Source organism: Nostocoides vanveenii, assembly GCF_039531165.1.
GTDB lineage: Bacteria > Actinomycetota > Actinomycetes > Actinomycetales > Dermatophilaceae > Nostocoides_A > Nostocoides_A vanveenii.
In genome coordinates, this window is sequence record NZ_BAAAPN010000106.1 from 38,112 (window position 1) to 59,739 (window position 21,628).

21 protein-coding genes and 1 riboswitch are annotated in these 21,628 nt (G+C 70.5%); of the genes, 8 read left to right on the forward strand and 13 right to left on the reverse strand.

The window, feature by feature from the left end:
* Window positions 1-5 precede the first annotated feature (5 nt).
* Window positions 6-755 (reverse strand): M23 family metallopeptidase, encoded by a 750-nt coding sequence (locus tag ABD209_RS18835; RefSeq protein ID WP_344069360.1) that lies wholly within the window; start codon window positions 753-755, stop codon window positions 6-8.
* Between the two features lie 310 nt (window positions 756-1,065).
* On the opposite strand from ABD209_RS18835, the gene ABD209_RS18840 reads away from it, so the two are divergent.
* The 4 genes from ABD209_RS18840 (at window position 1,066) to sucD (ending at window position 5,375) form a co-directional block, all read left to right on the forward strand.
* The gene (locus ABD209_RS18840; protein ID WP_344069363.1) at window positions 1,066-1,614 is read left to right on the forward strand and encodes an RNA polymerase sigma factor; all 549 of its coding nucleotides are present in this window, start codon (window positions 1,066-1,068) and stop codon (window positions 1,612-1,614) included.
* Complete coding sequence (locus ABD209_RS18845) at window positions 1,611-3,062, forward strand: beta propeller repeat protein (RefSeq protein WP_344069366.1); 1,452 nt, start codon at window positions 1,611-1,613, stop codon at window positions 3,060-3,062. The genes ABD209_RS18840 and ABD209_RS18845 overlap by 4 nt, the downstream gene beginning before the upstream one ends.
* A 169-nt stretch (window positions 3,063-3,231) precedes the next feature.
* Window positions 3,232-4,434, forward strand: a complete 1,203-nt coding sequence (gene sucC, locus ABD209_RS18850; RefSeq protein WP_344069369.1) for an ADP-forming succinate--CoA ligase subunit beta — start codon at window positions 3,232-3,234, stop codon at window positions 4,432-4,434.
* Between the two features lie 32 nt (window positions 4,435-4,466).
* Window positions 4,467-5,375: a succinate--CoA ligase subunit alpha gene (sucD, locus tag ABD209_RS18855; protein WP_344069372.1), complete on the forward strand. Its 909-nt coding sequence runs from the start codon at window positions 4,467-4,469 to the stop codon at window positions 5,373-5,375.
* An 80-nt stretch (window positions 5,376-5,455) separates the two neighbouring features.
* Here the strand turns inward: sucD and ABD209_RS18860 are convergent, their stop codons facing one another.
* The 3 genes from ABD209_RS18860 to ABD209_RS18870 all read right to left on the reverse strand — a co-directional run bounded on the left by ABD209_RS18860 (window position 5,456) and on the right by ABD209_RS18870 (window position 8,313).
* Window positions 5,456-6,106 (reverse strand): prepilin peptidase, encoded by a 651-nt coding sequence (locus ABD209_RS18860; RefSeq protein ID WP_344069375.1) that lies wholly within the window; start codon window positions 6,104-6,106, stop codon window positions 5,456-5,458.
* Between the two features lie 115 nt (window positions 6,107-6,221).
* Window positions 6,222-7,625: a hypothetical protein gene (locus ABD209_RS18865; protein ID WP_344069377.1), complete on the reverse strand. Its 1,404-nt coding sequence runs from the start codon at window positions 7,623-7,625 to the stop codon at window positions 6,222-6,224.
* Window positions 7,618-8,313, reverse strand: coding sequence for an RNA polymerase sigma factor (locus ABD209_RS18870; protein ID WP_344069380.1), 696 nt, complete (start codon window positions 8,311-8,313; stop codon window positions 7,618-7,620). Before ABD209_RS18870 ends, ABD209_RS18865 begins: the two co-directional genes overlap by 8 nt.
* Here ABD209_RS18870 and ABD209_RS18875 point away from each other — a divergent pair.
* On the forward strand, window positions 8,306-9,466 hold the full coding sequence (locus ABD209_RS18875; protein ID WP_344069383.1) for a cell division protein PerM: 1,161 nt from the start codon (window positions 8,306-8,308) through the stop codon (window positions 9,464-9,466). The two genes, ABD209_RS18870 and ABD209_RS18875, sit on opposite strands and share 8 nt — an antisense overlap.
* Before the next feature lie 65 nt (window positions 9,467-9,531).
* Here the strand turns inward: ABD209_RS18875 and purN are convergent, their stop codons facing one another.
* Window positions 9,532-10,152, reverse strand: a complete 621-nt coding sequence (gene purN, locus ABD209_RS18880) for a phosphoribosylglycinamide formyltransferase (protein ID WP_425564737.1) — start codon at window positions 10,150-10,152, stop codon at window positions 9,532-9,534.
* Window positions 10,153-10,234: 82 nt separating this feature from the next.
* Window positions 10,235-10,312, forward strand: a riboswitch (ZMP/ZTP riboswitch).
* 25 nt (window positions 10,313-10,337) lie between these two features.
* On the opposite strand from purN, the gene purH reads away from it, so the two are divergent.
* Window positions 10,338-11,966, forward strand: a complete 1,629-nt coding sequence (gene purH / locus ABD209_RS18885; RefSeq protein ID WP_344069386.1) for a bifunctional phosphoribosylaminoimidazolecarboxamide formyltransferase/IMP cyclohydrolase — start codon at window positions 10,338-10,340, stop codon at window positions 11,964-11,966.
* 156 nt (window positions 11,967-12,122) lie between these two features.
* Here purH and ABD209_RS18890 read toward each other — a convergent pair whose 3' ends face one another.
* The 3 genes from ABD209_RS18890 to ABD209_RS18900 form a co-directional block, all read right to left on the reverse strand.
* On the reverse strand, window positions 12,123-12,833 hold the full coding sequence (locus ABD209_RS18890) for a hypothetical protein (RefSeq protein ID WP_344069389.1): 711 nt from the start codon (window positions 12,831-12,833) through the stop codon (window positions 12,123-12,125).
* A 33-nt stretch (window positions 12,834-12,866) separates the two neighbouring features.
* On the reverse strand, window positions 12,867-14,093 hold the full coding sequence (locus ABD209_RS18895) for a polysaccharide deacetylase family protein (RefSeq protein WP_344069391.1): 1,227 nt from the start codon (window positions 14,091-14,093) through the stop codon (window positions 12,867-12,869).
* Window positions 14,094-14,222: 129 nt separating this feature from the next.
* Window positions 14,223-14,627 (reverse strand): hypothetical protein, encoded by a 405-nt coding sequence (locus tag ABD209_RS18900; RefSeq protein ID WP_324388470.1) that lies wholly within the window; start codon window positions 14,625-14,627, stop codon window positions 14,223-14,225.
* 72 nt (window positions 14,628-14,699) lie between these two features.
* Here ABD209_RS18900 and ABD209_RS18905 point away from each other — a divergent pair, with 72 nt between their 5' ends.
* Window positions 14,700-15,569, forward strand: coding sequence for a bifunctional methylenetetrahydrofolate dehydrogenase/methenyltetrahydrofolate cyclohydrolase (locus ABD209_RS18905; protein ID WP_344069394.1), 870 nt, complete (start codon window positions 14,700-14,702; stop codon window positions 15,567-15,569).
* A 24-nt stretch (window positions 15,570-15,593) separates the two neighbouring features.
* Window positions 15,594-15,926, forward strand: coding sequence for a DUF3017 domain-containing protein (locus tag ABD209_RS18910; RefSeq protein ID WP_344069397.1), 333 nt, complete (start codon window positions 15,594-15,596; stop codon window positions 15,924-15,926).
* Between the two features lie 50 nt (window positions 15,927-15,976).
* Here ABD209_RS18910 and ABD209_RS18915 read toward each other — a convergent pair whose 3' ends face one another.
* From ABD209_RS18915 to ABD209_RS18935, 5 genes are all read right to left on the reverse strand, one after another.
* Window positions 15,977-17,434: an SDR family NAD(P)-dependent oxidoreductase gene (locus ABD209_RS18915; protein ID WP_344069400.1), complete on the reverse strand. Its 1,458-nt coding sequence runs from the start codon at window positions 17,432-17,434 to the stop codon at window positions 15,977-15,979.
* Window positions 17,435-17,587: 153 nt separating this feature from the next.
* A complete protein-coding gene (locus ABD209_RS18920; protein WP_344069403.1) occupies window positions 17,588-17,998 on the reverse strand; it encodes a PPOX class F420-dependent oxidoreductase in 411 nt (136 codons plus the stop codon).
* On the reverse strand, window positions 17,995-19,416 hold the full coding sequence (locus ABD209_RS18925; RefSeq protein ID WP_344069406.1) for a tryptophan-rich sensory protein: 1,422 nt from the start codon (window positions 19,414-19,416) through the stop codon (window positions 17,995-17,997). The genes ABD209_RS18920 and ABD209_RS18925 overlap by 4 nt, the downstream gene beginning before the upstream one ends.
* Window positions 19,413-20,147, reverse strand: coding sequence for a CPBP family glutamic-type intramembrane protease (locus ABD209_RS18930; protein WP_344069409.1), 735 nt, complete (start codon window positions 20,145-20,147; stop codon window positions 19,413-19,415). The genes ABD209_RS18925 and ABD209_RS18930 overlap by 4 nt, the downstream gene beginning before the upstream one ends.
* Window positions 20,144-21,529, reverse strand: coding sequence for a cryptochrome/photolyase family protein (locus ABD209_RS18935; RefSeq protein WP_344069412.1), 1,386 nt, complete (start codon window positions 21,527-21,529; stop codon window positions 20,144-20,146). The genes ABD209_RS18930 and ABD209_RS18935 overlap by 4 nt, the downstream gene beginning before the upstream one ends.
* Between the last annotated feature and the right edge of the window lie 99 nt (window positions 21,530-21,628).

Below are 21,628 nucleotides of genomic sequence, written 5' to 3' on the forward strand. Positions count from 1 at the left end.
TGAGCTCAGATGGTGATCTTGTGGGCCCGAAGCCAGGGCTTCGGGTCGATCGCGGCGCCCCCGCCCGGGTGGATCTCCAGATGCAGGTGCGGGCCAGTGGAGTGCCCGGTGTTGCCCGAGGCGCCGACGATGGTTCCGGGGGCGACCTTCTGGCCGACCTTGACCGCGATCGACGACATGTGCCCGTAGTAGGACACCACGCCAGTCCAGTAGCGGATCTCGACCTTGAGGCCGTAGCCCTGGGCGGCGCCCGCCTTGACGACGGTGCCCGTCGACATCGCCCGCAGCGGTGTGCCTACGGGGGTGCCGAAGTCGAGGCCGGCGTGCAGGCGACCCCAGCGGTAGCCGAAGTTCGAGGTCAGGTTGGGGTGGGCCAGCGGGTTGATCCAGCGGTGCGCGGCGGCCTTGGCCTTCTTGGCCTTCGCGATTCGCGCGGCCACCGCTTTGCGCTCGGCCGTGGCGCGGGCGGCGCGGATTTCGCCCTGTTCGCGCGACTGGGTGTCGGCGAGCTGACGGGCGTCCTCGACCGGCGTGGCCGACGAGGAGTCGGACACCGTCGTGCGCGCGGTCAGATGGCTGGCCAGCATGGCCGCGTCGTACGAGCCGACGGCGGGAGCCGCGGCCGGCAGCGCAGCGGAGGCACCGGACCCGGTCAGCGAGACCACCAAGGCGGCGGCAGCCCCGGCGGGCACCGCGATCCGGGGGCGGATGCGGCCGTGGGGGCGCAGCGAAGCGGACGAAGTCGTGCGGCTCACAGGGGGTCCTAAAGGGGGACGAGGCTGGGGGGCCTGAACAAAGCAAGGTGCGTGGCGGTGATTGGGGGGAGCCACAGCACCGGCTCTTCTCTTGACATCAAGACTACCGTGACGCATTTGTTACACAAAATTCAACGGCACGTCCGCGGCCCCGGACGCGGTTAATGTGATATCCACTGGCGCCCATCACCTGACGTCGGTAAGTCGCTGACCTGGGCATTCAGCGCGCTGTGGGACCGGCCGCGCATGGCTCCCGGGCCTCTTGTAAGAATGACCCAACCAGGGGGCACACATCGGCGTCGTAAGGGTCATGACCGCGATCGCCGCCCCCTCGCCACGCATCTGGAAGGGGGCGTCCGTGCCGGTCATCGGGTCCGTCGTCGACGCCGACGAGTATGCGGTGCGCGAGGTCTATCAGGCCTACTACGGGCAGCTGGCCGGCTGGGCAGCGCGCCTGGTCGGCGACCGCGATCTGGCCCACGATGTCGCCACCGAGGCCTTTGTCCGCCTGCTGAACCACTGGGGCGAGGTGGCCGAGCCGCGACCCTGGCTCTACACTGCCGCAGCCAATATCATCCGCGACCACTGGCGCAAGCGGGGCCGCGAACAGATCGCCTACGGCAAGGTCGGTCACCAACTCGAGGTCGCCCAGGATCCGGATCTGGCCCGCGACCTCTCGGTTCGCTCGGCGGTCCAGCAACTGCCCGACCGCCTTCGGGTCGCGGTGATGCTGCACTACTTCGCCGACCTGCCGGTCGCGCAAGTTGCCGCCCAGATGGGCAAGTCGGAGGGCGCCATCAAACGCGACCTCTGGGATGCCCGCAAACGGCTGGCCACCATTTTGGAAGGTGCCCGATGACCGACGACCGCGATCCGATCGCCGACTTCTTCGCCCGAGAACGCGCCCAGATCACCCCGCTGCCCGGTGACGACGAGCGCTGGCAATCCATCGTGCGCCAGTCCCGTCGCGGGCGGCGCGCCCGGCGCTCGTGGCTGCCGTATGCCGCGGGCCTGGCCGCCGCAGCTACCGTCGCCGGCTTCGCCGGCTACGGCTTGCGCGACATGCTGCCGGGCAATTCCACCGTCGTCGCCGGCGCCACCAACACCCTGCCGCCCCTGGCCAGCGGTCCGAGTCCGACGTCGCCGAGCCCATCCGCAGCCGAACTCCCCACTAGTGGTTCGTCCGGGGCCCACTCCAGCGTGACGACCAGCGCGAGCACCCCCCCGACCGAGTCGACGAGCGCGTCCACCGGTGCGATCTGGCCGCTGCCGATGGTTCAGAACTTCGCGTTGCTGTCGATGTCGCAGGCCAGTGGGCGGGCCGTCTATGCCCTAGGCACCGGCCTGTGCAGCGACCATCCGTGCCGCGTCGTCGTCCGCTCACTGGACCATGGCACGACCTGGCAGCGGGTCGCCACCCTGGATGACCCCAAGACGTCCGCGACCGTGGGCGCAGTCGGTGCCGCGGGCTCCTTCACGCAGATCCGGATGGCGAACGAGCAGGTCGGCTGGGTCTTTGGTGACGGTCTGATGCAGACCACCGACGGCGGCCGGACTTTCCACGCCTATTCCCACGTGGGCGCCTCGGTGCTCGACGTAGCGACCGACGGGACACATGTCGCCATCGTGTCGAGCTCAGGTGTCTGTGACGGCGGCACGTGCGCGGGGCCCCTCCTCGCCCAAGTCGCCCCGGTGACGGCATCCGGCGCTGGGGAGACGGCCGTGGAAATGCCGGCGGGCAAGGTCGACGGGGCGAGTGTCGACTGGTTGGCCGGCCGGGCCTATGTCTCGGCGCGGACGGCCGACGACAGCGCCGCCCCGCTGGTCATCACCCCCGAAGGCAAGTCGAGCGCCCTGGACGTCGGCTGCGAGAAGCCGCCAACCCAGGTCTTCCGCGCCGCCGACGGCAGCGCCGTCTTCGCTGCGTGCCGCGGCGGGACCAAGGACGCGAACACGGCCTACGCGATCCAGCGCTCGACGGACGACGGTGTCACGTGGGCGGCTGTGCAGGGCTCGAGTCTCACCTTGCCCGCGAACGCCGAACTCGTCTCCTTCGCGGCTGCCGATGCGACGCACCTGATCGCCACAGCGGGCAGCAATGCGACCGGCTCCGGGGCATTGCTCGCCTCCTCCGACGGTGGCCGGGCTTGGGCCGCATTCACCAACCCGGCTCTGCCAGAGCACGGCTGGCGTTGGGTGGGTGCTCCGGGTGCCGGGTGGTACTACTTGCTCCCCGTCGACGGGCAGCGGTCGTTCTGGTGGGGCCGGCAGCTGGGCGCCACGTGGGCACAACAGCCGATGAACTGACGTCTCCCGACCAGCCGGCGCGCGAGGGCGTCCATACGGCGAACGTGACCAGGGCAATGGTCCGCCTGGCCCGCAGCACCTCCTGGGTCGGTCTAGGCTCGGAGCGACCCCAACCCGGTTCTGGGCTGCCCACTTCGCAGCAGCGACGCAACGAAGGACGGAAATCCGCGTGGATCTATACGAGTACCAAGCTCGCGACCTTTTCGAGAAGCACGGCGTGCCCGTGCTGGGCGGGGCGGTAGCGACCACCGCGGCCGAAGCCCGCGCAGCTGCTGAGACGATCGGCGCCCAGAGCGGCGGCGTGACCGTCGTCAAGGCCCAGGTCAAGACCGGCGGCCGCGGCAAGGCGGGCGGCGTGAAGGTCGCCAAGAACGCCGACGAGGCGCAAACGTATGCCGAGCACATCCTCGGGATGGACATCAAAGGCCACACCGTCAAGCGGGTGATGATCGCCCAGGGCGCCCAGATCGCCGAGGAGTACTACTTCTCCATCCTGCTCGACCGGGCCAATCGCACCTACCTCGCCATGTGCAGCGTCGAGGGCGGCATGGACATCGAGACCCTTGCGGTCGAGCGCCCGGAGGCCCTCGCCAAGGTCGCTGTCGACCCCAATATCGGCATCGACGCCGCCAAGGCCGCCGAGATCGTCGAGGCGGCCGGCTTCGACGCCGAGACGGGCGCCAAGGTCGCTCCGGTGCTCGAGCGCCTGTGGGAGGTCTACCGCGACGAGGACGCGACCCTGGTGGAGGTCAACCCACTGGTCAAGACCGCAGCAGGAGACATCATCGCCCTAGACGGCAAAGTCTCTATCGATGAGAACTCCGATTTCCGGCACCCGGATCACCAGGCGTTTGTCGATCACTCCAAGACCGACCCGCTGGAAGTTCTGGCCATCGAGCGCGGCCTCAACTACGTCAAGCTCGACGGTGACGTCGGCATCATCGGCAATGGCGCCGGCCTGGTGATGTCCACGCTCGATGTCGTGGCGTATGCCGGCGAGGAGTTCACCCTTCCCGACGGCGGCCACCCCGCACCGGCGAACTTCCTCGACATCGGCGGTGGAGCCAACGCCGACGTGATGGCTAACGGACTCGACGTCATCTTCGAGGACGCCCAGGTCAAAGCGGTCTTCGTCAACGTCTTCGGGGGGATCACGGCCTGCGACGCGGTCGCGGACGGGATCGTGCAGGCATACGGGATCCTCGCCGGTCACGGTAAGGAACCCAAGCCGCTGGTGGTGCGCCTCGACGGCAACAACGCCGAGCTAGGTCGGCAGATCCTCGACGACGCGGCGCTGCCGAAGCTCGAGCGTGTCGACACGATGGACGGTGCGGCTCGCCGCGTCGCCGAACTCGCGGCCACGGCCCACTGACCCCGAAGCGACAAAGGACGGCAGACGAAGCAATGGCAATCTTTCTCGACGAGTTCTCCAAGGTCATCGTCCAGGGCATGACCGGCTCGGAGGGCATGAAGCACACCACGCGGATGCTCGCCTCGGGCACCCAGATCGTCGGTGGGGTCAACCCGCGCAAGGCGGGGGAGCAGGTCGGTTTCCCCGGCGATGTGACGGTCCCCGTCTTCGGCACCGTGGCCGAGGCGATGGCGGCGACCGGGGCGAATGTGTCGGTGATCTTCGTGCCCGCGGCCTTCACCAAGGCCGCGGTCATCGAGGCGATCGACGCAGGCATACCGCTGGCGGTCGTCATCACCGAGGGCGTCGCGGTCAAGGACACCGCGGAGTTCTACAACTACAGCATCGGGCGCGGCACCCGCATCATCGGCCCGAACTGCCCCGGCTTGATCAGCCCCGGCAAATCCAACGCCGGCATCATCCCCGCCGACATCTCCGGTCCGGGACGCATCGGCCTGGTGTCCAAGTCCGGCACCTTGACCTATCAGATGATGTTCGAATTGCGCGACTTCGGCTTCTCGACCGCGGTCGGCATCGGCGGTGACCCAATCATCGGCACTACGCACATCGACTGCCTCGCGGCCTTCCAGGAGGACTCCGAGACCGATGCGATCGTGATGATCGGCGAGATCGGCGGCGACGCCGAGGAGCGGGCGGCCGCCTTCATCGCCGCCAATGTCACCAAGCCGGTCGTCGGCTATGTCGCGGGTTTCACCGCGCCCGAGGGCAAGACCATGGGCCACGCCGGCGCCATCGTCTCCGGCTCTTCGGGCACCGCGCAGGCGAAAAAGGAAGCCCTCGAGTCCGCCGGTGTCAAGGTCGGCAAGACGCCGTCGGAGACCGCCGAGTTGATGCGCGGCATCATGGCCGAGATCGCGTCACAGCAATCCGCGCCGATCTGATCGGCGTCGGAACCACCCGCCGTGGGCGGCTGGTTGTGCGCGTCGACGCACGCCCAGCCGCCCATTGCCGTCGTGGGTGGCTATTGCAGCGCTAGGACGATCAGCGCGGCGGCGATCATCGCCGGGCCGAAGGCGATCCGGTCCTTGCGCCCGACCCGGCGCAGCAGGAGCAGGGCGCCAGCCACGACGCCGGCGAGCAGGAAGGCCAGATAGATGGCCAGCCCGAGGGGAGTCCAGCCGAACCACCCGAGCAACATCCCGATCAGCCCCGCCAGGGTGACATCGCCGCGGCCCAGGCTGCGCCGGCCGGCGAGCCGGTGCAGAAGGTAGTAGACGGCCCAGGCGGCGAGCCCGCCCAGCGCTGCGCGGCCCAGCGCCGGCCAGTCACGCGCCGCCCATGAGCAGATCGTCAGCAGCACAGCCAGGACTGGGTAGCACGGCCAGGTGATGACCCGGGGCAGTCGGTGGACCTCGAGGTCGATGGCGGCGAGAAGCACCCCGATCGCTGCTGCCACGGCTGCGGTGACGAGCACGGGCCAAGCCCAATCGGCCAATCCGTAGGCGACTGCGCTGCAAGCGATTCCGGTGCCCGGGACGACCCACGCGTGCCGGTGCGCTGGTGGGTCGTCCGGATAGCGGTGGTGACCGGCGGCCAGTCGCGCCCGGAGGACGACGCCGGCGCCGAGCCCCAGCAACCCCGCGACGAGGGCAACCACGTCCGGCGTATGCACGCGTCACCCCCGCTCGCCGAGCCTCACCGAGATGGTGACGCCGACGCGAGCGTATGCCGCGCGCCCGGGTGGGCGCGCGGCATACGTGCGAAGGTGTGGATAACCGCCGAGGGCGTCAGCGATCGGCGGCGAGGCCGCGGAGCCGGATCAACTCGGCGAAGGCCTCGGCCTGATCGACCTTGTTCTGCGGACTGACGACGAGGGTGGCGAGGTGGCTGCCGTCCGTGCTCACCTGAATGGCGACGAACTGGGTGAAGGTTGTTCCGGCGCCCAGGTCAGTCGTCATCGCATAGGTCCCCTCCGCCGGTCCGGCCGTCACGTGCACCGGGTTGCCGCCGACATCCTTGGTGCAGGCCGCCAGCGCGGCGCCCAGGTCGGTTGCGGCCGTGTCGGTTGCGGCCGGGTCGGTGAAGGCCCGCAGCCGCTCGGTCGCGAAATAGCTCGCGTCCTTGCCCGCGAGCTTGACCTTCAACAGCCCGAACTCGCCCTGCCCGTTGGTGTCGGAGTCGCACGGCACGACCGCAGAGGAGCCGTCGAACTCCCCAGCGCCGGACTCGGTCTTCGCGCCGCCGGTGAAGACCGTCGAGGCAAAGTCCGAGGGGTCGATGAACAGGCTCGCCGCCGGGGTCAGGGTGTCCGGTCCGGCGATGACCGGGCCGGCGCTCGAGCTCTCGCCATACCGCTCGAGGCGGTTCTCGACCCGGTTGGTGATCCAGGCGAACTTATCAAGGGTCAGCATCGACGTGCCGTCCGTCTGCCCCCAGAACTCGACATAGGTGATCTGGCGGCCCCGGTCGGTGACGGTGAGCCAACCCGAGTTACGGTCGCTGTCGCTGAACCGCCACAGCATCGAATGCTCGGAGTAGCGATCGGAGGAGACCGAGGTGATGGCCTCCGGTTTGGGTGTCGTGCAGTTGTCGGCCTTCTCGCGCATGGCGTTGGCGGCGTCCTGAGCCTGCTTGTCGGTGGGATAGATCCACGTCACCTGGACACCGAGGGTGTCCGGCTTGCCCGGGATCACGACGTCCTGCGAGGACACGGCCGTCGCGGCGCCGGGAGTCATCAGGCAGAGCAGATCGGTCGGCAGCATGCCTTCGACCGCGGTCACGCCGTCCACGCCGAGGGTTGCTGCCCATTCGGCCCCGGTCGGCAGGATTCCCGGCTTGGCCAGCAGCGTTGCCCAGTCCGCCGTGGCGTGCCAGTCATCGGCGGACGTCGGCGTGGGGCGAGTCGTTGTGGCAGTGGTCGTCACGTGGCTGCGGGTAGCCGGCGCGGTGACATCGGGCTTGGCGGTCAGCACGCCGGACAACGCCACCGCCCCGACGACAACTGCAGCGGCAGCCAGCCCAGCGGCACCCGTAATCCAGGTGCTTCGGCGGCGCCGGCCCCCGCGGCTCTTGACCGTTTCGACGGGGGCGAGGGGCAGGTGGTCGACATCCTCGCGCAGCGAGAACAGCGCGCGGCGGACCAGATCGTCGTCCTCGGGCGTCCACATCTCGTGATCGTTCGGGTCAGGCATGGCCGGCTTCCTTCTCGCGCAAGGCCGTGGCCAACGCCGCGCGGCCGTGATGCAGGCGCGCCTTGACGGTCCCGATGGGCGCGCCGAGATCCTCGGCGATGGCCTCGATGCTCATATCGAGGAGGTAGTGCAGGGCGAGCACCTCGCGGTGCTGGGGCGAGAGTCTTTGCAGAGCATCCACGACCAAGCGCCGGTCGTCGCTGATGACGGCCGGTGGGTCCGGAACGGCGGTCAGCCGGCGCTGGGCCTCTGTGCGGTTGGTGTCCTTGCGCCACTGGCTGATGGCGAGCCGGCGCGCGACGGTGCGCACCCACGACAGCGGATCGTCTGCCTGGCTGACCGTGCTCCAGCGCTGCCAGGCGCGGGCATACGCCTCCTGGGCGCAGTCCTGGGCGAGCGTGAGATTGCCCGTCGTCGCATAGACGAGGTGCACCACGCGCGGCGAGGTCTCGCGGTAGAAGGTGTCGAAGTCGAGCGCAGCCACGCGCGTGCCCTCCCAGTGGCTGATGATCGGCCGTGACCCGGCGGTCGCGGCAATCGGAATGCTCGTCATGCCCCACCAGACGCGTGCGCCCGGTGCCGGGTTGTCCACCCTAACGCGCGACTTTTCGGGAATTCCCTGGCCGTCCGGCGTGGTCTCGGGGGAGGGGCGAACGGCATACGGGAACATGGGGAGCGATATGACCATCCTGGACTCTGCACAGCCGACCACCGACGACGACGCGCGCCCCGCGCCGGCGTGGCGTCAGCCGCTGCTCGGCGGGGCGGCGGGCGCGGGAGTCGGGCTGCTCGCGGTGTTGACGATCGTCGGCGTCGTCGGGTCGCTCGCGCCGCGAGCCACGGTGGACTGGGGCGCGATCTTTGGCACCGGGGCCACCTTGTGGCTGCTGCTGGGCGGTGCTCGCGTCGCGGCCGACGGGCTGTTGTTCGCCTTGACGCCATTGCTCGGTTTGGCCGCGTTGGTGTGGCTCGCGCGCTCGTCGGCGCGGCGGTCCCTGCCGGCAACCCCCACCCGATGGACGTATGCCGCGTGGCTGGGCGGCTATATCGCCGTCACCTTGGCCGCGGTCGCCCTCGCGCTCGCCGGGCCGGCGACCCCCGTCTGGTGGTCGTTGCCGCTGCCGGTCCTCGGCGTGCCCGCTTTGGCGCTGGCCCTGGCCGAACTCCCGACCGGGCGCTGGGAGCCGATCGTACGGCGGGTGCCACGCCTGATCCGGCGTGCCGTTCGGCCGGCGATCCGCACCGGCGCGCTGATGCTCGGCCTCGGCTGCGCCCTGGTGCTGCTCACGAGCGCGGTGCGCATCGGGCGGGTCGCGGCGCTCTACGGCGAACTCGACACCGGGGTGCTCGGCGGCTTCGCGCTCACCCTCGGGCAGGCGCTCGCCCTGCCCAACCTCGGGCTCTGGGCGGTCAGCCTGCTCGCCGGGCCGGGGTTCACGATCACCGAGGGGTCAAGCGTCACGCTCGGGCATTCGGACGGCGGATTGCTGCCGCTGATCCCGGTCCTCGGCGCGCTGCCGGGCAAGGCGTCCTTCGGCTGGTACGTCTGGGCCCTCTATCTGGTGCCCGTGCTCGCCGGCGGTTATGCCGCCCGCCGCTCGCTCGCCGAGATCCCGCGGCTAGCCAGCGGCCGGACCAAGGTGGGGTCGGTGGCGGTCACCGTCGGGCTCACCGCGGTGCTGCTCGCCGTGCTCGACGGGGTGGCCGGCGGGTCCCTCGGCGACGGCCGACTAGCGGATGTCGGCCCGTCGGCCCTGTCGCTGTGCCTGGCCCTGATGCTCGCCCTCGGCCTGGGGGCCGCGGTCGTGGTCGCCCGCGACTGGTGGCGGCTGCGCCGGTAGCCCCCGGCCCTATCCTCTGCTAGCAGACGTTAGGTGACGTCGAGCAGGGTAGACCCTGCTGGAGGTCACTTAACCTGTGCAAAGTCGAGCTGGATCTGGCCGGCGAGGGCCCGCACCACATCGACGAGTAGCGCGCGCTCCTCGACCTTGATCCGCTCGTGCAGACTCTCCTCGGTGTCGCCCGGCTCGACGCGCACCGCCCGCTGATCGATGATCGGCCCGGTGTCGACACCCGCGTCAACCCAATGACAGGTCGTCCCGGTCACCCGCACCCCGTGCGCGAGCGCATCGCGCACGCCGTGCGCCCCCGGGAAGCTGGGCAGCAGCGCCGGGTGCGTATTGATGATCCGCGACCCGTCGAGGACGGCCGGACCCAGGATTCGCATGAACCCCGCCGACACCACCAGCTCGGGCGAATAGCTCGCGATTGCCGCGGCCAATGCGGCATCCCAGGCGGCGCGATCGGCATACGTGCCGGGAGCGACGACAAAGGACGGTATGCCGGCACCCACCGCCCGCTCGACCCCGAGCGTCCCCTCCCGGTCGGCTCCGACAGCGACGATGCGGGCGGGAAAGCCCGGCTCGCCGGCCGCGTCGATGAGCGCCTGGAGCAGGGTGCCTGACCCCGACACCAGGACGACCAGCCGCAGGGGCGCGCCGGGCGCGGCGGAGAGCGGGTTCGTCACCCGGCCGAGCCTAGTGCGCCGCCCAAGGCCCGGCGTCACCTCGGCGAACGCAGGGAACGGCCCGACGCACGTAGGATTGGAGGCGACAAAGGACAACTGGCGCAGGTGGGACACCACCGGGGAGTAGGCGCCGGGTGCATCGCCCGCCTGGGTGCCCCGGCATACGGCGAAGGAACGCAGCACTCGTGAGCAGTACCGTCACCCCACCCGACCCCGGCCAGGACATCCGGCCGGTCCGCCGGGCCCTGATCTCCGTCTATGACAAGACCGGGCTGGAGGAGCTGGTCCGGGGCCTGCATGAGCAGGGCGTCGCCCTCGTCTCGACCGGCGGCTCCGCGGCCTTCATCGCCGCCCTCGATATTCCGGTCACCGAGGTCGCGGACCTCACCGGCTTCCCCGAGTGCCTCGAAGGACGCGTGAAGACCCTGCACCCCACGGTGCACGCGGGCATCCTCGCCGACACCCGCAAGCCCGACCACCTCGAACAACTCGCGGATCTCGGCATCAAGCCCTTCGAACTGGTCGTCGTCAATCTCTACCCCTTCGTGGCGACGGTCGCCTCCAGGGCCACGCCCGATGAGTGCGTCGAGCAGATCGACATCGGCGGGCCGTCGATGGTGCGTGCCGCGGCCAAGAACCACCCGAGCGTCGCGATCGTCACCGACCCCGCGGCATACGCGGCGGTGCTGGAGGCCGTACGGTCGGGCGGCTTCACGCTCGAGCAGCGCAAGCTGCTCGCGGCGCGGGCGTTCACGCATACGGCCGACTACGACATCGCGGTCGCGAGTTGGCTCGGCAGCGCGTATGCCGACACCTCCGCCGGCAGCGGCTTCCCGGCCTGGGCGGGAGGGTCGTGGACCAAGGCGAATGTCCTGCGCTATGGGGAGAATCCGCACCAACGGGCCGCCATCTACCGCCACGGGCGACCCGGCCTGGCCAGCGCTGAGCAGCTGCACGGCAAGGAGATGTCCTACAACAACTATGTCGACGCGGACGCGGCGGTGCGCGCGGCCCACGATCACGGGGACCAGCCGACCGTCGCGATCATCAAGCACGCGAACCCCTGCGGGATCGGCGTCGGCCCCACCGTCGACCAGGCGTATGCCGCGGCGCACGCCTGCGATCCCGTGTCGGCGTATGGCGGCGTGGTCGCCACCAATGTCGCTGTCAACCGGGCCATGGCGCTTGCGCTTAATGACACCTTCAGCGAGGTCGTCGTGGCCCCTGGCTTCGACGGCGATGCGCTGGATCTGTTGCGGGAGAAGAAGAATCGCCGGCTCATCCAGCTGCCGGAAGGAATGGCCATCGCGCGCGACCGGGTGGAATTCCGCCCGATCTCCGGTGGCCTGCTGATGCAGACCGTCGACCGCCTCGATGCCGTGGTCGAGGACGAGTCGGGGGCGATCAGCGGCGGCGATGACGCCACCACGTGGCGTCTCGTTGCCGGCGCCGCGGCCGACGAGGCGACCCTGGCGAACCTGCAGTTCGCCTGGCGTGCGGTGCGCGCCGTCAAGTCGAACGCGATCCTGCTGGCTCGTGACGGCGCCTCGGTCGGCATCGGGATGGGCCAGGTCAACCGGGTCGATTCCTGCCGACTCGCCGTTGCGCGGGCGGGCGAGGAGCGGGCTCGAGGAGCGGTCGCTGCCTCGGACGCCTTCTTCCCGTTCGCCGACGGTCTGCAGGTGCTGCTCGATGCCGGAGTCCGGGCTGTCGTGGCGCCCGGGGGTTCGGTGCGCGACGAAGAGGTGATCGCTGCCGCCACGGCGGCCGGGGTGACGATGTACTTCACCGGGACGCGCCACTTCGCCCACTGAGGCCAGGCAGTCGGAATACCGATCGGGCGGGGTGCCCGGCGTGTCGGGGCCATGTGCCGGCCTGTCGGGCCTCAAGCCCACCCGATTGGTATTCGGAGTGCCCGGGTGAGCGACCCGGGCGCTGGGTCGCGAGCCAGTCGCCGCTCCCAGCCGGGCTCAGCGCGGCCGGATGGCCGCCGGATCCACGGCGATCCAGACTGACTCGGCCTGCCCGAGCAACCGGCCATCGGCTCCGAACACCGCCGAGCCCGAAGCAAAACGCCGCCGCCGGGCCGGGCCGGGCCAGGCCATGACGACGCACTCCTCGTCCGTGTCCGGCAGGGCTCCGACCCGAGCGGTGATCGTCCCCAGCACCATCGGCCGGCCCGCGATGCCCGCCGACCAGCCGCCGGGGCAGTCCAGCGCTGCCCAGACGTTCTCGACGCTCACCTCGGTGGGGCGCCACGCCGCCGCATACTCCCCCGCGCCGCCGGGCACCCGCCCGGGCCGCAGGCCGAGCCCGTCGTCGCGGGCCGGGCCGCAGGAGTAGCACGTGGGGAAGGGGTGCTTCGCCAGACCTTCGTAGGCGGGGCCGCAGCCGAGGGCCACGGCATACGGGACCGGGGTGATCGCCGGTGGGGATAGGTCGGGAGATGCAGAAGCGGTTGCCACGCGAACGTCCTTCGCGCGCAACTCTATTCCGCCGTCAACGACGGCAACGTCCATTGGCACGTCGAGCGGCGGGGGCGCGCTCAACCGGACCGTGACGGTCGTGATCGCCGCGTCTGCGGCGCGCAAGACCCCGGCCAGGCGACCGGCGAACCACCCGCCATTCGCCGACTCGGGTGGCCCGTTGAAGTGGGCGGGGATGATCAGCTGATCGGTCATCAGCCCATCGTCGCCCATGGCCGGACGAGGCCGCTAGCCACCCACCCCGAAGGCACTCCAGCCGCCGGCGGGCGCGGCGCCGACGTCCAGCGCTTGCAGGCTCTTGAGCAGGATGGGGTCCTGGCGATCGAGCCAGCGGACCAGTTGTTTGAAGCTGACCAGGTGGGTGTCGGGGGCGGCAGCCATCGTGCGCATCGCCTGCTCGACGGCGTCCATATAGACGCCGCCGTTCCACTGCTCGAAGTGGTTGCCGATGATCAGCGGGGCGCGGTTGCCCGTCAGCGCGCGTTCGTGCCCGGCGAGCAGCGCGGCCCGGGCCTCCTTGCCCCACTTCACCCAATGGCGCGGGTCCTTGGCGGGCTGGGGGCCGGACTGATTGGCCATGTAGTTGTAGTCCATGGCGATGACCTCGAAGGTGTGGCCGGGGAAGGGCACGATGGACATCGGGATGTTCCACACCTGGGTGCCGTCGAAGAGCCGCGGCCACACCTGCCGCCCGCCGGTCGAACTGTCGTAACGCCAGCCCAGCGTGGCCGCGGTGGGGATCAGACCTTGCTGGCCGAGCAGGCACGGCGTCCGGCCGCCGATCAACTCGGTGCGATAGTCGAAGGGCAACGACGGGACGTCCGCCCAGCCGGTGGTCGAGCGCCAGTGCGTCACCATCCAAATCGCCTGGTCGATCTCCGAGCGCCAGTCGTCGGGGGACCAGTTCGCCACGCTGCCCGAGCCGCCGCAGAAGTGGCCGTTGAAGTGGGTGCCGATCTCGTTGCCTTCGAGCCAGGCCTGGCCGATGCCTTCGATCGTGCGGCGCACCGAGGCATCAGACAAGAAGGGGATGTCGGAGCGGCCGACGCCATTGCGCGGCGGCCGGTAGTCCTTGGCGTCCACCCCGCGCAGGGTGTAGAGCCCGCTGAGGAAGATCGTCATACTCGCGCCGATTTCCCTTGCGACAGCGCGGAATCGTGTCAGCAGAGCGGCATCGGTCTCGCCGCCGCCGTCCCACGAGATGACGACGAATTGCGGTGGTGCCACACCCGGGACGAGGTCAGGCAGGACGGGTTGATTCGGCTGCGGTCCGGTGTCGGAGGTCGAGCCGTCACCGATCGGCGTCGCTGTCGGCGACGCCGGCGTGGGCTTGTGAGTCGGTGTCGTGGCATGGGTGGCCGACGGCCCAAGCCCACCCCCGCATCCACCGAGCGCGGCGGTCAGCGCCGCGCCGCCGGCGAGCATCGCTCGCCGCCTGGACGTCTCCGTCGTCATATCCCCCTGCTCCCTTCCACGCCCCACTGTGCCGGGGCCGAGTGCGTATGCAGTGGAGACGCGCCGTGGTCACGGCAGGTTGGCTCCGGCCTTGGGCGCTCGGGGCGTCGAGATGGGGGGCGTGAGCCGTCAGCTGCCCGGGTCGGCGATCGCGAGGAGGGCTGCGGCATACGCCTCTTCGACATCGGGCGCCGTATGGACGTCGATGCCGTGGGCGCCGCTGACGCGCACCTCCCAGCCGTCCGGTGTGCGCAGCAGCGCGTTCAGGCGGTCGCCGATCAGCTCGCGCAACTGGTCCTCACGCGGCAGCCAGATCGACTGGTCCAGATCCACCGAGTCCAGAGCCCATTCGGTGGTGCCGTTGAAGCCGAGCACCGTCTGATCCTGGTAGTGGTGGACCTCAACGGTCAGGTCACTGATCCAGAAAACGTCCTGATGGAGTTGCTCATTGTCGATGACGAAGCGATCGCCGGGCCGGGGATCCCACATGATCCCGGCGGCCGCGAGGTGCTTGGCGCTCTCCAGACTCAGCATCGGCCCATTGTCGTCCCCGGCGCGCCTGGTCGGCGTGCCGGCGCCTCGTGCGCCGTGTGTCAGGATCGCCGTATGACGGCGCAACTTCTCGACGGCCTGGCGATCCTGGCCTCGATCAAAACCGAGCTGGCGCAGCGAGTCGCGGCACTGGCCGAGCGTGGGATGGTCCCCGGCCTGGGCACGATCCTGGTCGGCGATGACCCGGGCAGCCAGTGGTATGTCAATGCCAAGCACCGCGACTGTCACGAGATCGGCATCGCGAGCATCCGGCGTGACCTGCCCGCGGGCACGTCCTTGGCCGAGGTGCTCGCCGCCGTCGACGAGCTCAACGCCGACCCGGGGTGCACCGGTTTCCTCGTGCAACAGCCGACCGGCCTGGACGAGAACGCCATCCTTTCCCGGGTCGACCCGGGCAAGGACGTCGACGGACTTCACCCGATGAATCTCGGCTGGCTGGTTCTCGGCCAGGACGCCCCACTGCCGTGCACACCGAAAGGCTGCATCGAGCTCCTGCGCCGGTATGACGTGCCCATCGCGGGTGCCCGCGTCGCCGTCGTGGGCCGCGGGATCACCGTCGGACGTCCGCTGGGCCTGATGCTCACGCGCCGCAGCGAGAACGCGACGGTCGTGACCTGTCATACGGGCACCAAGGATTTGGCGGCCGAGCTACGCCGAGCCGACATCATCGTGGCCGCCGCCGGCGTGCCGCACATGGTGACGCCGGACATGGTCGCGCCCGGGGCCGCGGTGCTCGATGTGGGCGTGAGCCGGATCGTCGCCGAGGACGGCACGAAGGTGGTTGCCGGGGACGTGCACCCGCAGGTGCGCGAGGTGGCCGGCTGGGTCAGCCCGAATCCCGGGGGCGTCGGGCCGATGACCCGCGCCATGTTGTTGACCAATGTCGTCGAGGCGGCCGAGCACGCTCTGGCGACTCGGCGCTGACCGCGCGATTCGACTGACCAGGCGATGAGCGACGATCAGCCCTGGGGGCCCGGGCGATCCCGCCCGGTCGCGCCCGAGCCGCGGCCACCGGCGGTCGCCCGGCTCGGGGCGTGGTGGGTCGTCGCGGCGATCCTGGCCTCCGGCATCGGCTGGGCCGTGACCGACCACATGTTGCGCGCGACGGTCTCGGTCGCGGCGGCGTGCGCCCTCGGTGGTGTCCTGCGCTTGGTGCTGCAGCCGACCCGGGCGGGGGGTCTGGTCGTGCGCGGGAAGGCGGTGGACGTCACGCTCCTGTGGGTGTTCGCGGCCGTCGTCCTGCTGGCCGGCTTCGCGCTCGACCTGCGCGCCCGGGTCTGACGCCTGAGCGCGTCGGTGCGACGCGGTGCGGCCGGCCCGGTGCCGACCGCTCACCCGCCCAGAGCGCCCTCGATCCAGGTGAGCAACTGAACGCGTTGCTCGGACGTCGCGGCACGGACCGGGAAGCGCGACGTCGGACGGACACGACGGTCGTGCCACAGGCGGGCCCGAGGGCCGTCCTCGGGCCGCGCCAGGAGCCAGACGATGGTGTCCGCGCCGTCGTCGGGGGAGCGCAGTAGCGGGCCGGTCAGGCGTGCGAAGCCCGGCAGGGAGTCACTCACACCGGGCGTGTCCGACCAGCCGGGATGCATGGCGCTGACACTGATGCCGAAGTCGCCCCAACGCTCCTGGAGGTCAGGGAGCAACTCGACCTGCGCACGCTTGCTGCGGGCATACGCACGGGTCGGTCGGTAGTCCTCGGCCCGGTACTCCGGATCGTCCGCCCGCAACTGCTGCAGGTACATCCCGCCGGAGGTGACGAACACCACGCGGGCGTCGTGCAAGACCGGAGCAAGGGCATCGGTCATCGCGATCGGCCCGAGCACGTGCAGCGCCATGGTCAGTTCGTGGCCCTGAGGCGATTGCTCGTATGCCGCGGGCATGGCGCCTGCATTGTGCACCAATCCCGCGAGTTGCGCACCGCCGGAACGGAATTCACGTGTGAAGGCAGCGACAGAGGTCAGGTCGCCGATATCGCAGTGCCAGACGCTCGAGGGGCCGGGGAGCGCGCCGGCGACGGCCTGGCCTTTGGCGACATCGCGCACGATCAGGTGGACGTGGGCGCCGAGGGCGGACACGCCGTGTGCGGTTGCGGCGCCGAGCCCGGAGGACGCGCCGGTGATCGCGATGTGCCGGCCCTCGAGAGCGCCCGGGGTGGGGTCGTCGGGGTAGCCGGGGAGGCGTTCGCGCAGCGCGGAGCCGATGCGGGTGAAACCGGGCGCGACGAGGAGATCGAGCGCGTGATCGGACGCATCGCCGAAGATGCGCGCGGCAAATCCGTCGTTCGCACGGGAAGTCTTCCCTGGCGACCGGGTGGGTTCCGCCATCGGGCGGGAGAGCTGAGAGGAGTGGGACGCTCGGGCATCGAGGGCGGCGGCCAGGGTGGCGGCGGTGTCATCGGCGAGCCGGTCGAGCAGGAGCCGCACGATCGGGGCGGCCAGGCGGGCGGCGAGGCCGAACTCGAACTCGGCGTGGTAGTCCACCTGAGTGCCGCCCGCTCCGTCGGGCCGGATGGTGATCGTGTCGTGGGCGGTGGTCGGTCCGGCCCGGCCGGTCAACCGGATGCGCTCGGGGCTCGCCTCGTCCAGAACGTAGTCGAGTTCGACCTCGCGACCGGCGAAGCGCGAGACATTGCGATAGTGGCTGCCCGGGCCGCCATCGCCCGAGACGAGATCGCACGAGACCGTCCCGGAGTCCCACTCGGCCGCATTGCGGAAGTCGGCGAGATACTCCGCGACGATGTCGGGGGCAGTGGACGTATGGACAGTGCGTTCGACAACCTCGGTCATTTGATCCTTCTCCTTCGGGTCTTCTGCGTCGAGAGGCCGGTTCGGCCCCATCGAGAGGCCGGTTCCGCCCCGTCGAGAGGACGATTGAGCCCCGTCTGGGTCCCACGCTCTGCGGTGGCCGGGCCCGTTAAGGTTCGACCAGGTCCGTCCCCGTTACGCGGGCGTGGTCGTTGCACGGGTGATCCGGAGGGCCACGCGGGGTCGCGGAGCGTGCCGGTGACGCACCCAGCTGCTCAGCCACTCGACGCGCAGCGCGACCCGCCACTGCCACCCGTACTTGCCAGCCAGTGCCTGCTCGATGAGGTGCCGGTCCACCTCCTCGGTGGCACCGGCCAGGACCGGCGCGCCCGGCTTGGGCTCGCCGCTGCGGGTGCAGGCTTGCAGCGTGACCCGCGGCGTATGCCGCAGCCGCTTGAGCTTTCCGGCGCCGGCCGGCGTCGAGACGATCACCGCCTCACCGTCGAGAGCGAACCACATCGCCGTGGGCACACCGGCCCCGTTGCGGCGGAAGGTGGTCAGGCTGACGAACTCCTCATCGCGCAGGCTTTCGAACGGTCCGGTCATCGGGTGCTCCCAGCGTTGCGGCGCCACACCGAGGCGGTGAGCGCGGTGGCGAAAGTGGTCCAGGCGGCATACGTCCCCAGGAGGGCGCCGCGGCGCGTTCCGGTGCCCGACGCGCGCCGCGCCAGGTCGGCGCTGGAGGCGGCGAGTGCGGCGGCGCCGGCTGTCGCGACCGGCAGATTGCGCACCCGGAAGAAGAGCACGCTCCACAGCGCGTTGAGCGTCAGATTGACCCCCAGCGCCCGCCCGTATGCCGTGGCCTCCACTGCGCGTCCCTCCCGGTCCAGCTGGGTCAGATGCTGCGCGGAGACCGCCGCGATGGTCGCGTAGAGCGGGGTCCAGACGAGCCCGAAGGTCTGGGGTGGCGGCTGCCACGGCGGCTTGTCCAGAGCGCGATACCACCGCGAGTTTGGTTGCGTCGCAAGCGAACCCACCACCACACACGCGGCGACTGCGCCCGCACTCATGGCGAGCCGGCGCCGCCCGGTGTCGGGCGGTGTCGCTCCCAGAGCGCTGCGGATCGCCTCGCGCACCCCGATTCGCGCGGGCGCGTCGAGGTGGGCGTCGAAGTCCTCCTCGCGCCGCACGACAGGATGCACCAGGCTGCCCACGAGCGGCTTCGCCAGGCCCGCTGGCACCGGGGTGACCGCGCCGACCCAGTGACTGGCCAGCCAGGGCGTCAAGACCGGGACGCTGACGATGCGGCGCGGGCGCAAGCCGGCCACGGCGGCATACGTCTCGATGAGGTCGCGATAGCTGAGCACGTCCGGGCCGCCGATGTCGAAGGCTCGGTTGACTTCGGACGGTAGCTCGGCCGCGGCGACCAGGCACGCGACGGCGTCATCGACGGCGATCGGCTGCACGGGGGTGTCGATCCACGAGGGTGTCACCATCACCGGCAGTCGCTCGGTCAGGTGGCGCAGCATCGCAAAGGAGGCCGAGCCGGCCCCCAGGACCACGGCGGCCTGCAGACATGCGGCGGGCACCGGCCCGTCGAGCAGGATCTGGCCGGTCTCGGCGCGGGAGGCGAGATGCGGCGAGAGTTCGCCGTCCTTGGGATGGATGCCACCCAGATAGACGATTCGGCGCACCCCCGCCTCACCGGCCAGCCGGGCGAACGAGCGAGCCAGCTCGCGGTCGCGGGCCGCGAAATCACCGCCGTCCATCGAGTGGATGAGGTAGTAGGCGACCTGCACCCCATGGAGGGCGCGCCGGAGAGCGTCGTCGTCCGAGGCGTCACCGACGACGACGTCGACCCGCTGCGCCCAATCCCGGTCGGCGATGCCGTCGGGGGAGCGGGTGAGCACGCGGACCGGTCGACGCTCGAGCAGGACGGGCACGAGGGCGCCGCCGATATAGCCCGATGCGCCGGTGACGAGGGCCAGGCCGTCCGGATCGGATTGCGGCAGCGGTGTGTTCATCGCAAGACCTCCAGGACTGCGGGTAACAGGACGAGCATCGAGCTCGACCACAGGACATGGGTGAGAATCGGTCCCAGTACCCCGCCGGTGACGCGGCGTTGCAGGCCGGTGAGCAGGCCGAGAAGGGCTGCGGCGAGGACGAGCATGGGATTGCCGGTGCCCGCAGTCGTTGCCGCATACACCAGCGTCGTCACGGCGACGGCGTGCCGTCGCCCGGCGGCCGCGAAGAGCGCGCCCCGGAAGTAGAGCTCCTCGGCGATGCCGTTGAGGACCACGACGGCCAGGATGACGGGCAGCGAGGCATAGCGCGCGTGATCCAGGACGGCGTCCACGGCGGCGAGCAGCGGCGGGATGCGCGCGACGATGACGGCTCCGGCGAGGAAAACCCCCACGAGCAGGCCGCCGAGGGCCAGCGACTGCACCCACGGCCGGGCATCGCTTCGTCCGGAGCGCGTGTGCGCCCGCCCCAGATGCAGGGGGCCGGACAGCAACGCGCCGATGCTCCAGACGGCCGCGAGCGCGAAGGTCGCCGGATAGAACGCCGAGTCGCCCGGCGGGATGCGCAGGGCGAGCGCGAGGATGACGGCGCCGAGCACAAGGGTCACCAGCGCGACCACCCGGCGCCGCCGGAACGCGGCGTCACTTTGACCGTGGTCGCGCGGCACCGGTGCCACCAGCGCGGCCGTCAGAAAGGCCCGCAGCTCGGACGCGATGCCAAGGCCCCGGGTCACGATGCCGTCTCCCCGGCCGGACGCCGTGCGGCCGCATACCGCGCCAACGCGTCCGCCCGCTCTGCGGCGTGGTCGACGATCGGCGGCGGATAGCCCCCGGCATAGCCATTGGCCGCTGTGCCCGGCTCGTGCGCGCTGGCCCCCGGGAGATGCGCCAGCTCCGGGACATAGCGACGCACATACGCGCCTTCGGGGTCGAATTTCAGGCCCTGGGCGACCGGGTTGAAGATGCGGAAATAGGGGGCGGCGTCGGTGCCCGTCCCGGCAACCCACTGCCAACCGTGAGAGTTCGACGCGACATCACCGTCGGTCAGATGATCCAGGAAATGGCGCGCCCCGTGCGGCCACCAGATGTGCAGATCCTTGACCAGGAAACTCGCCGCCACCATGCGGACGCGATTGTGCATCCACCCCTCGGTGAGCAACTGGCGCATCCCTGCGTCGACGAATGGGAAGCCCGTGCGTCCTTGCTGCCAGGCCGAGAAGCGCTCGGCGGCAAGGGAATCGTTCGTTGGATCGGCATAAGGCATGGCGGCGAGAGCCGGGCGGAGGTCGTGCCACGCCGATCGCGGATTGTGCCACAGCACGTCGGCATAGAACTCGCGCCAGGCCAGCTCGGTGATGAAGCGTTCGCCGCCCGGGGATCCGGTCAGTCCGTTCTCCGCGAGGTCGTGCAACAGGGTGCGCGGATGGATCGTGCCCAGCTTCAGCGCCGTCGACAGGCGTGACGTGCCGCCCTGATCGGGCCGGTCGCGCAGCCGGGCATACGACGCCAAGTCGTCGCCCAGGAAGTGCGCCCACGCCTGCCGCGCCGCGTCCTCGGTCACCGGCGTGCTGCCCGGCAGTGGGCCCGGCGCGGGCAGGGGATCGTTGCCGAGGCCGTCGACGACATCCAAGCGGGCGGGCGCCGGCGCCGGACCGGGCGCCCCATGCTCGCGCCAGGCCCTGGCGAATGGTGTGAACACCGCGAACGGTGTCCCACCGCGCGTGCGCACGAGCCCGGGGCCAACGGCATACGGCGATCCCGTTGCCCGCCAGGCGATTCCGCGATCCGACAGCAGCGATGCCACGCGGCGATCGCGACGCGCGCCGTAGGGCGTTGTCTCGACCGAGACATGCACGGCCGCGGCACGCACCTCGGCGCAGATTTCGGGCACGACGACGGCGGGGTCGCCAGAGCGCACGACCAACCGCCCGCCGAGGGCGGCGTCCAGGGCGGCGACGGCAGTCAGGAAGGCCGCGTCACGCGGCCGCGCGCGGGCGCCGAGCAGGCCCGGGTCAAGGATCACCAATGGCACCACCGGACCCGTCTGGCTCGCCGTGAGGAGGGCGGGGTTGTCCTCGATGCGCAGATCGCGCCGGAACCACATGACCGCTGTCATCGCCCCTCCTTGCCTCTCGTCGCGCCGCTCGTCTGATGTGGTCAACCTTATACAAACATTGGACAATCATGTGTCAGGATGGGTAGGGAAAGGAGTTCA

Bases quoted from the DNA above. Each gene is read 5' to 3' on its own strand.
- ABD209_RS18840 (WP_344069363.1), top strand. From the start codon at position 1,066: ATGACCGCGATCGCCGCCCCCTCGCCACGCATCTGGAAGGGGGCGTCC.
- ABD209_RS18845 (WP_344069366.1), top strand. From the start codon at position 1,611: ATGACCGACGACCGCGATCCGATCGCCGACTTCTTCGCCCGAGAACGC.
- sucD (WP_344069372.1), top strand. From the start codon at position 4,467: ATGGCAATCTTTCTCGACGAGTTCTCCAAGGTCATCGTCCAGGGCATG.
- ABD209_RS18865 (WP_344069377.1), bottom strand. From the start codon at position 7,625: ATGCCTGACCCGAACGATCACGAGATGTGGACGCCCGAGGACGACGAT.
- ABD209_RS18875 (WP_344069383.1), top strand. From the start codon at position 8,306: ATGACCATCCTGGACTCTGCACAGCCGACCACCGACGACGACGCGCGC.
- ABD209_RS18870 (WP_344069380.1), bottom strand. From the start codon at position 8,313: ATGGTCATATCGCTCCCCATGTTCCCGTATGCCGTTCGCCCCTCCCCC.
- ABD209_RS18890 (WP_344069389.1), bottom strand. From the start codon at position 12,833: ATGACCGATCAGCTGATCATCCCCGCCCACTTCAACGGGCCACCCGAG.
- ABD209_RS18895 (WP_344069391.1), bottom strand. From the start codon at position 14,093: ATGACGACGGAGACGTCCAGGCGGCGAGCGATGCTCGCCGGCGGCGCG.
- ABD209_RS18900 (WP_324388470.1), bottom strand. From the start codon at position 14,627: ATGCTGAGTCTGGAGAGCGCCAAGCACCTCGCGGCCGCCGGGATCATG.
- ABD209_RS18905 (WP_344069394.1), top strand. From the start codon at position 14,700: ATGACGGCGCAACTTCTCGACGGCCTGGCGATCCTGGCCTCGATCAAA.
- ABD209_RS18910 (WP_344069397.1), top strand. From the start codon at position 15,594: ATGAGCGACGATCAGCCCTGGGGGCCCGGGCGATCCCGCCCGGTCGCG.
- ABD209_RS18915 (WP_344069400.1), bottom strand. From the start codon at position 17,434: ATGACCGAGGTTGTCGAACGCACTGTCCATACGTCCACTGCCCCCGAC.
- ABD209_RS18920 (WP_344069403.1), bottom strand. From the start codon at position 17,998: ATGACCGGACCGTTCGAAAGCCTGCGCGATGAGGAGTTCGTCAGCCTG.
- ABD209_RS18925 (WP_344069406.1), bottom strand. From the start codon at position 19,416: ATGAACACACCGCTGCCGCAATCCGATCCGGACGGCCTGGCCCTCGTC.
- ABD209_RS18935 (WP_344069412.1), bottom strand. From the start codon at position 21,529: ATGACAGCGGTCATGTGGTTCCGGCGCGATCTGCGCATCGAGGACAAC.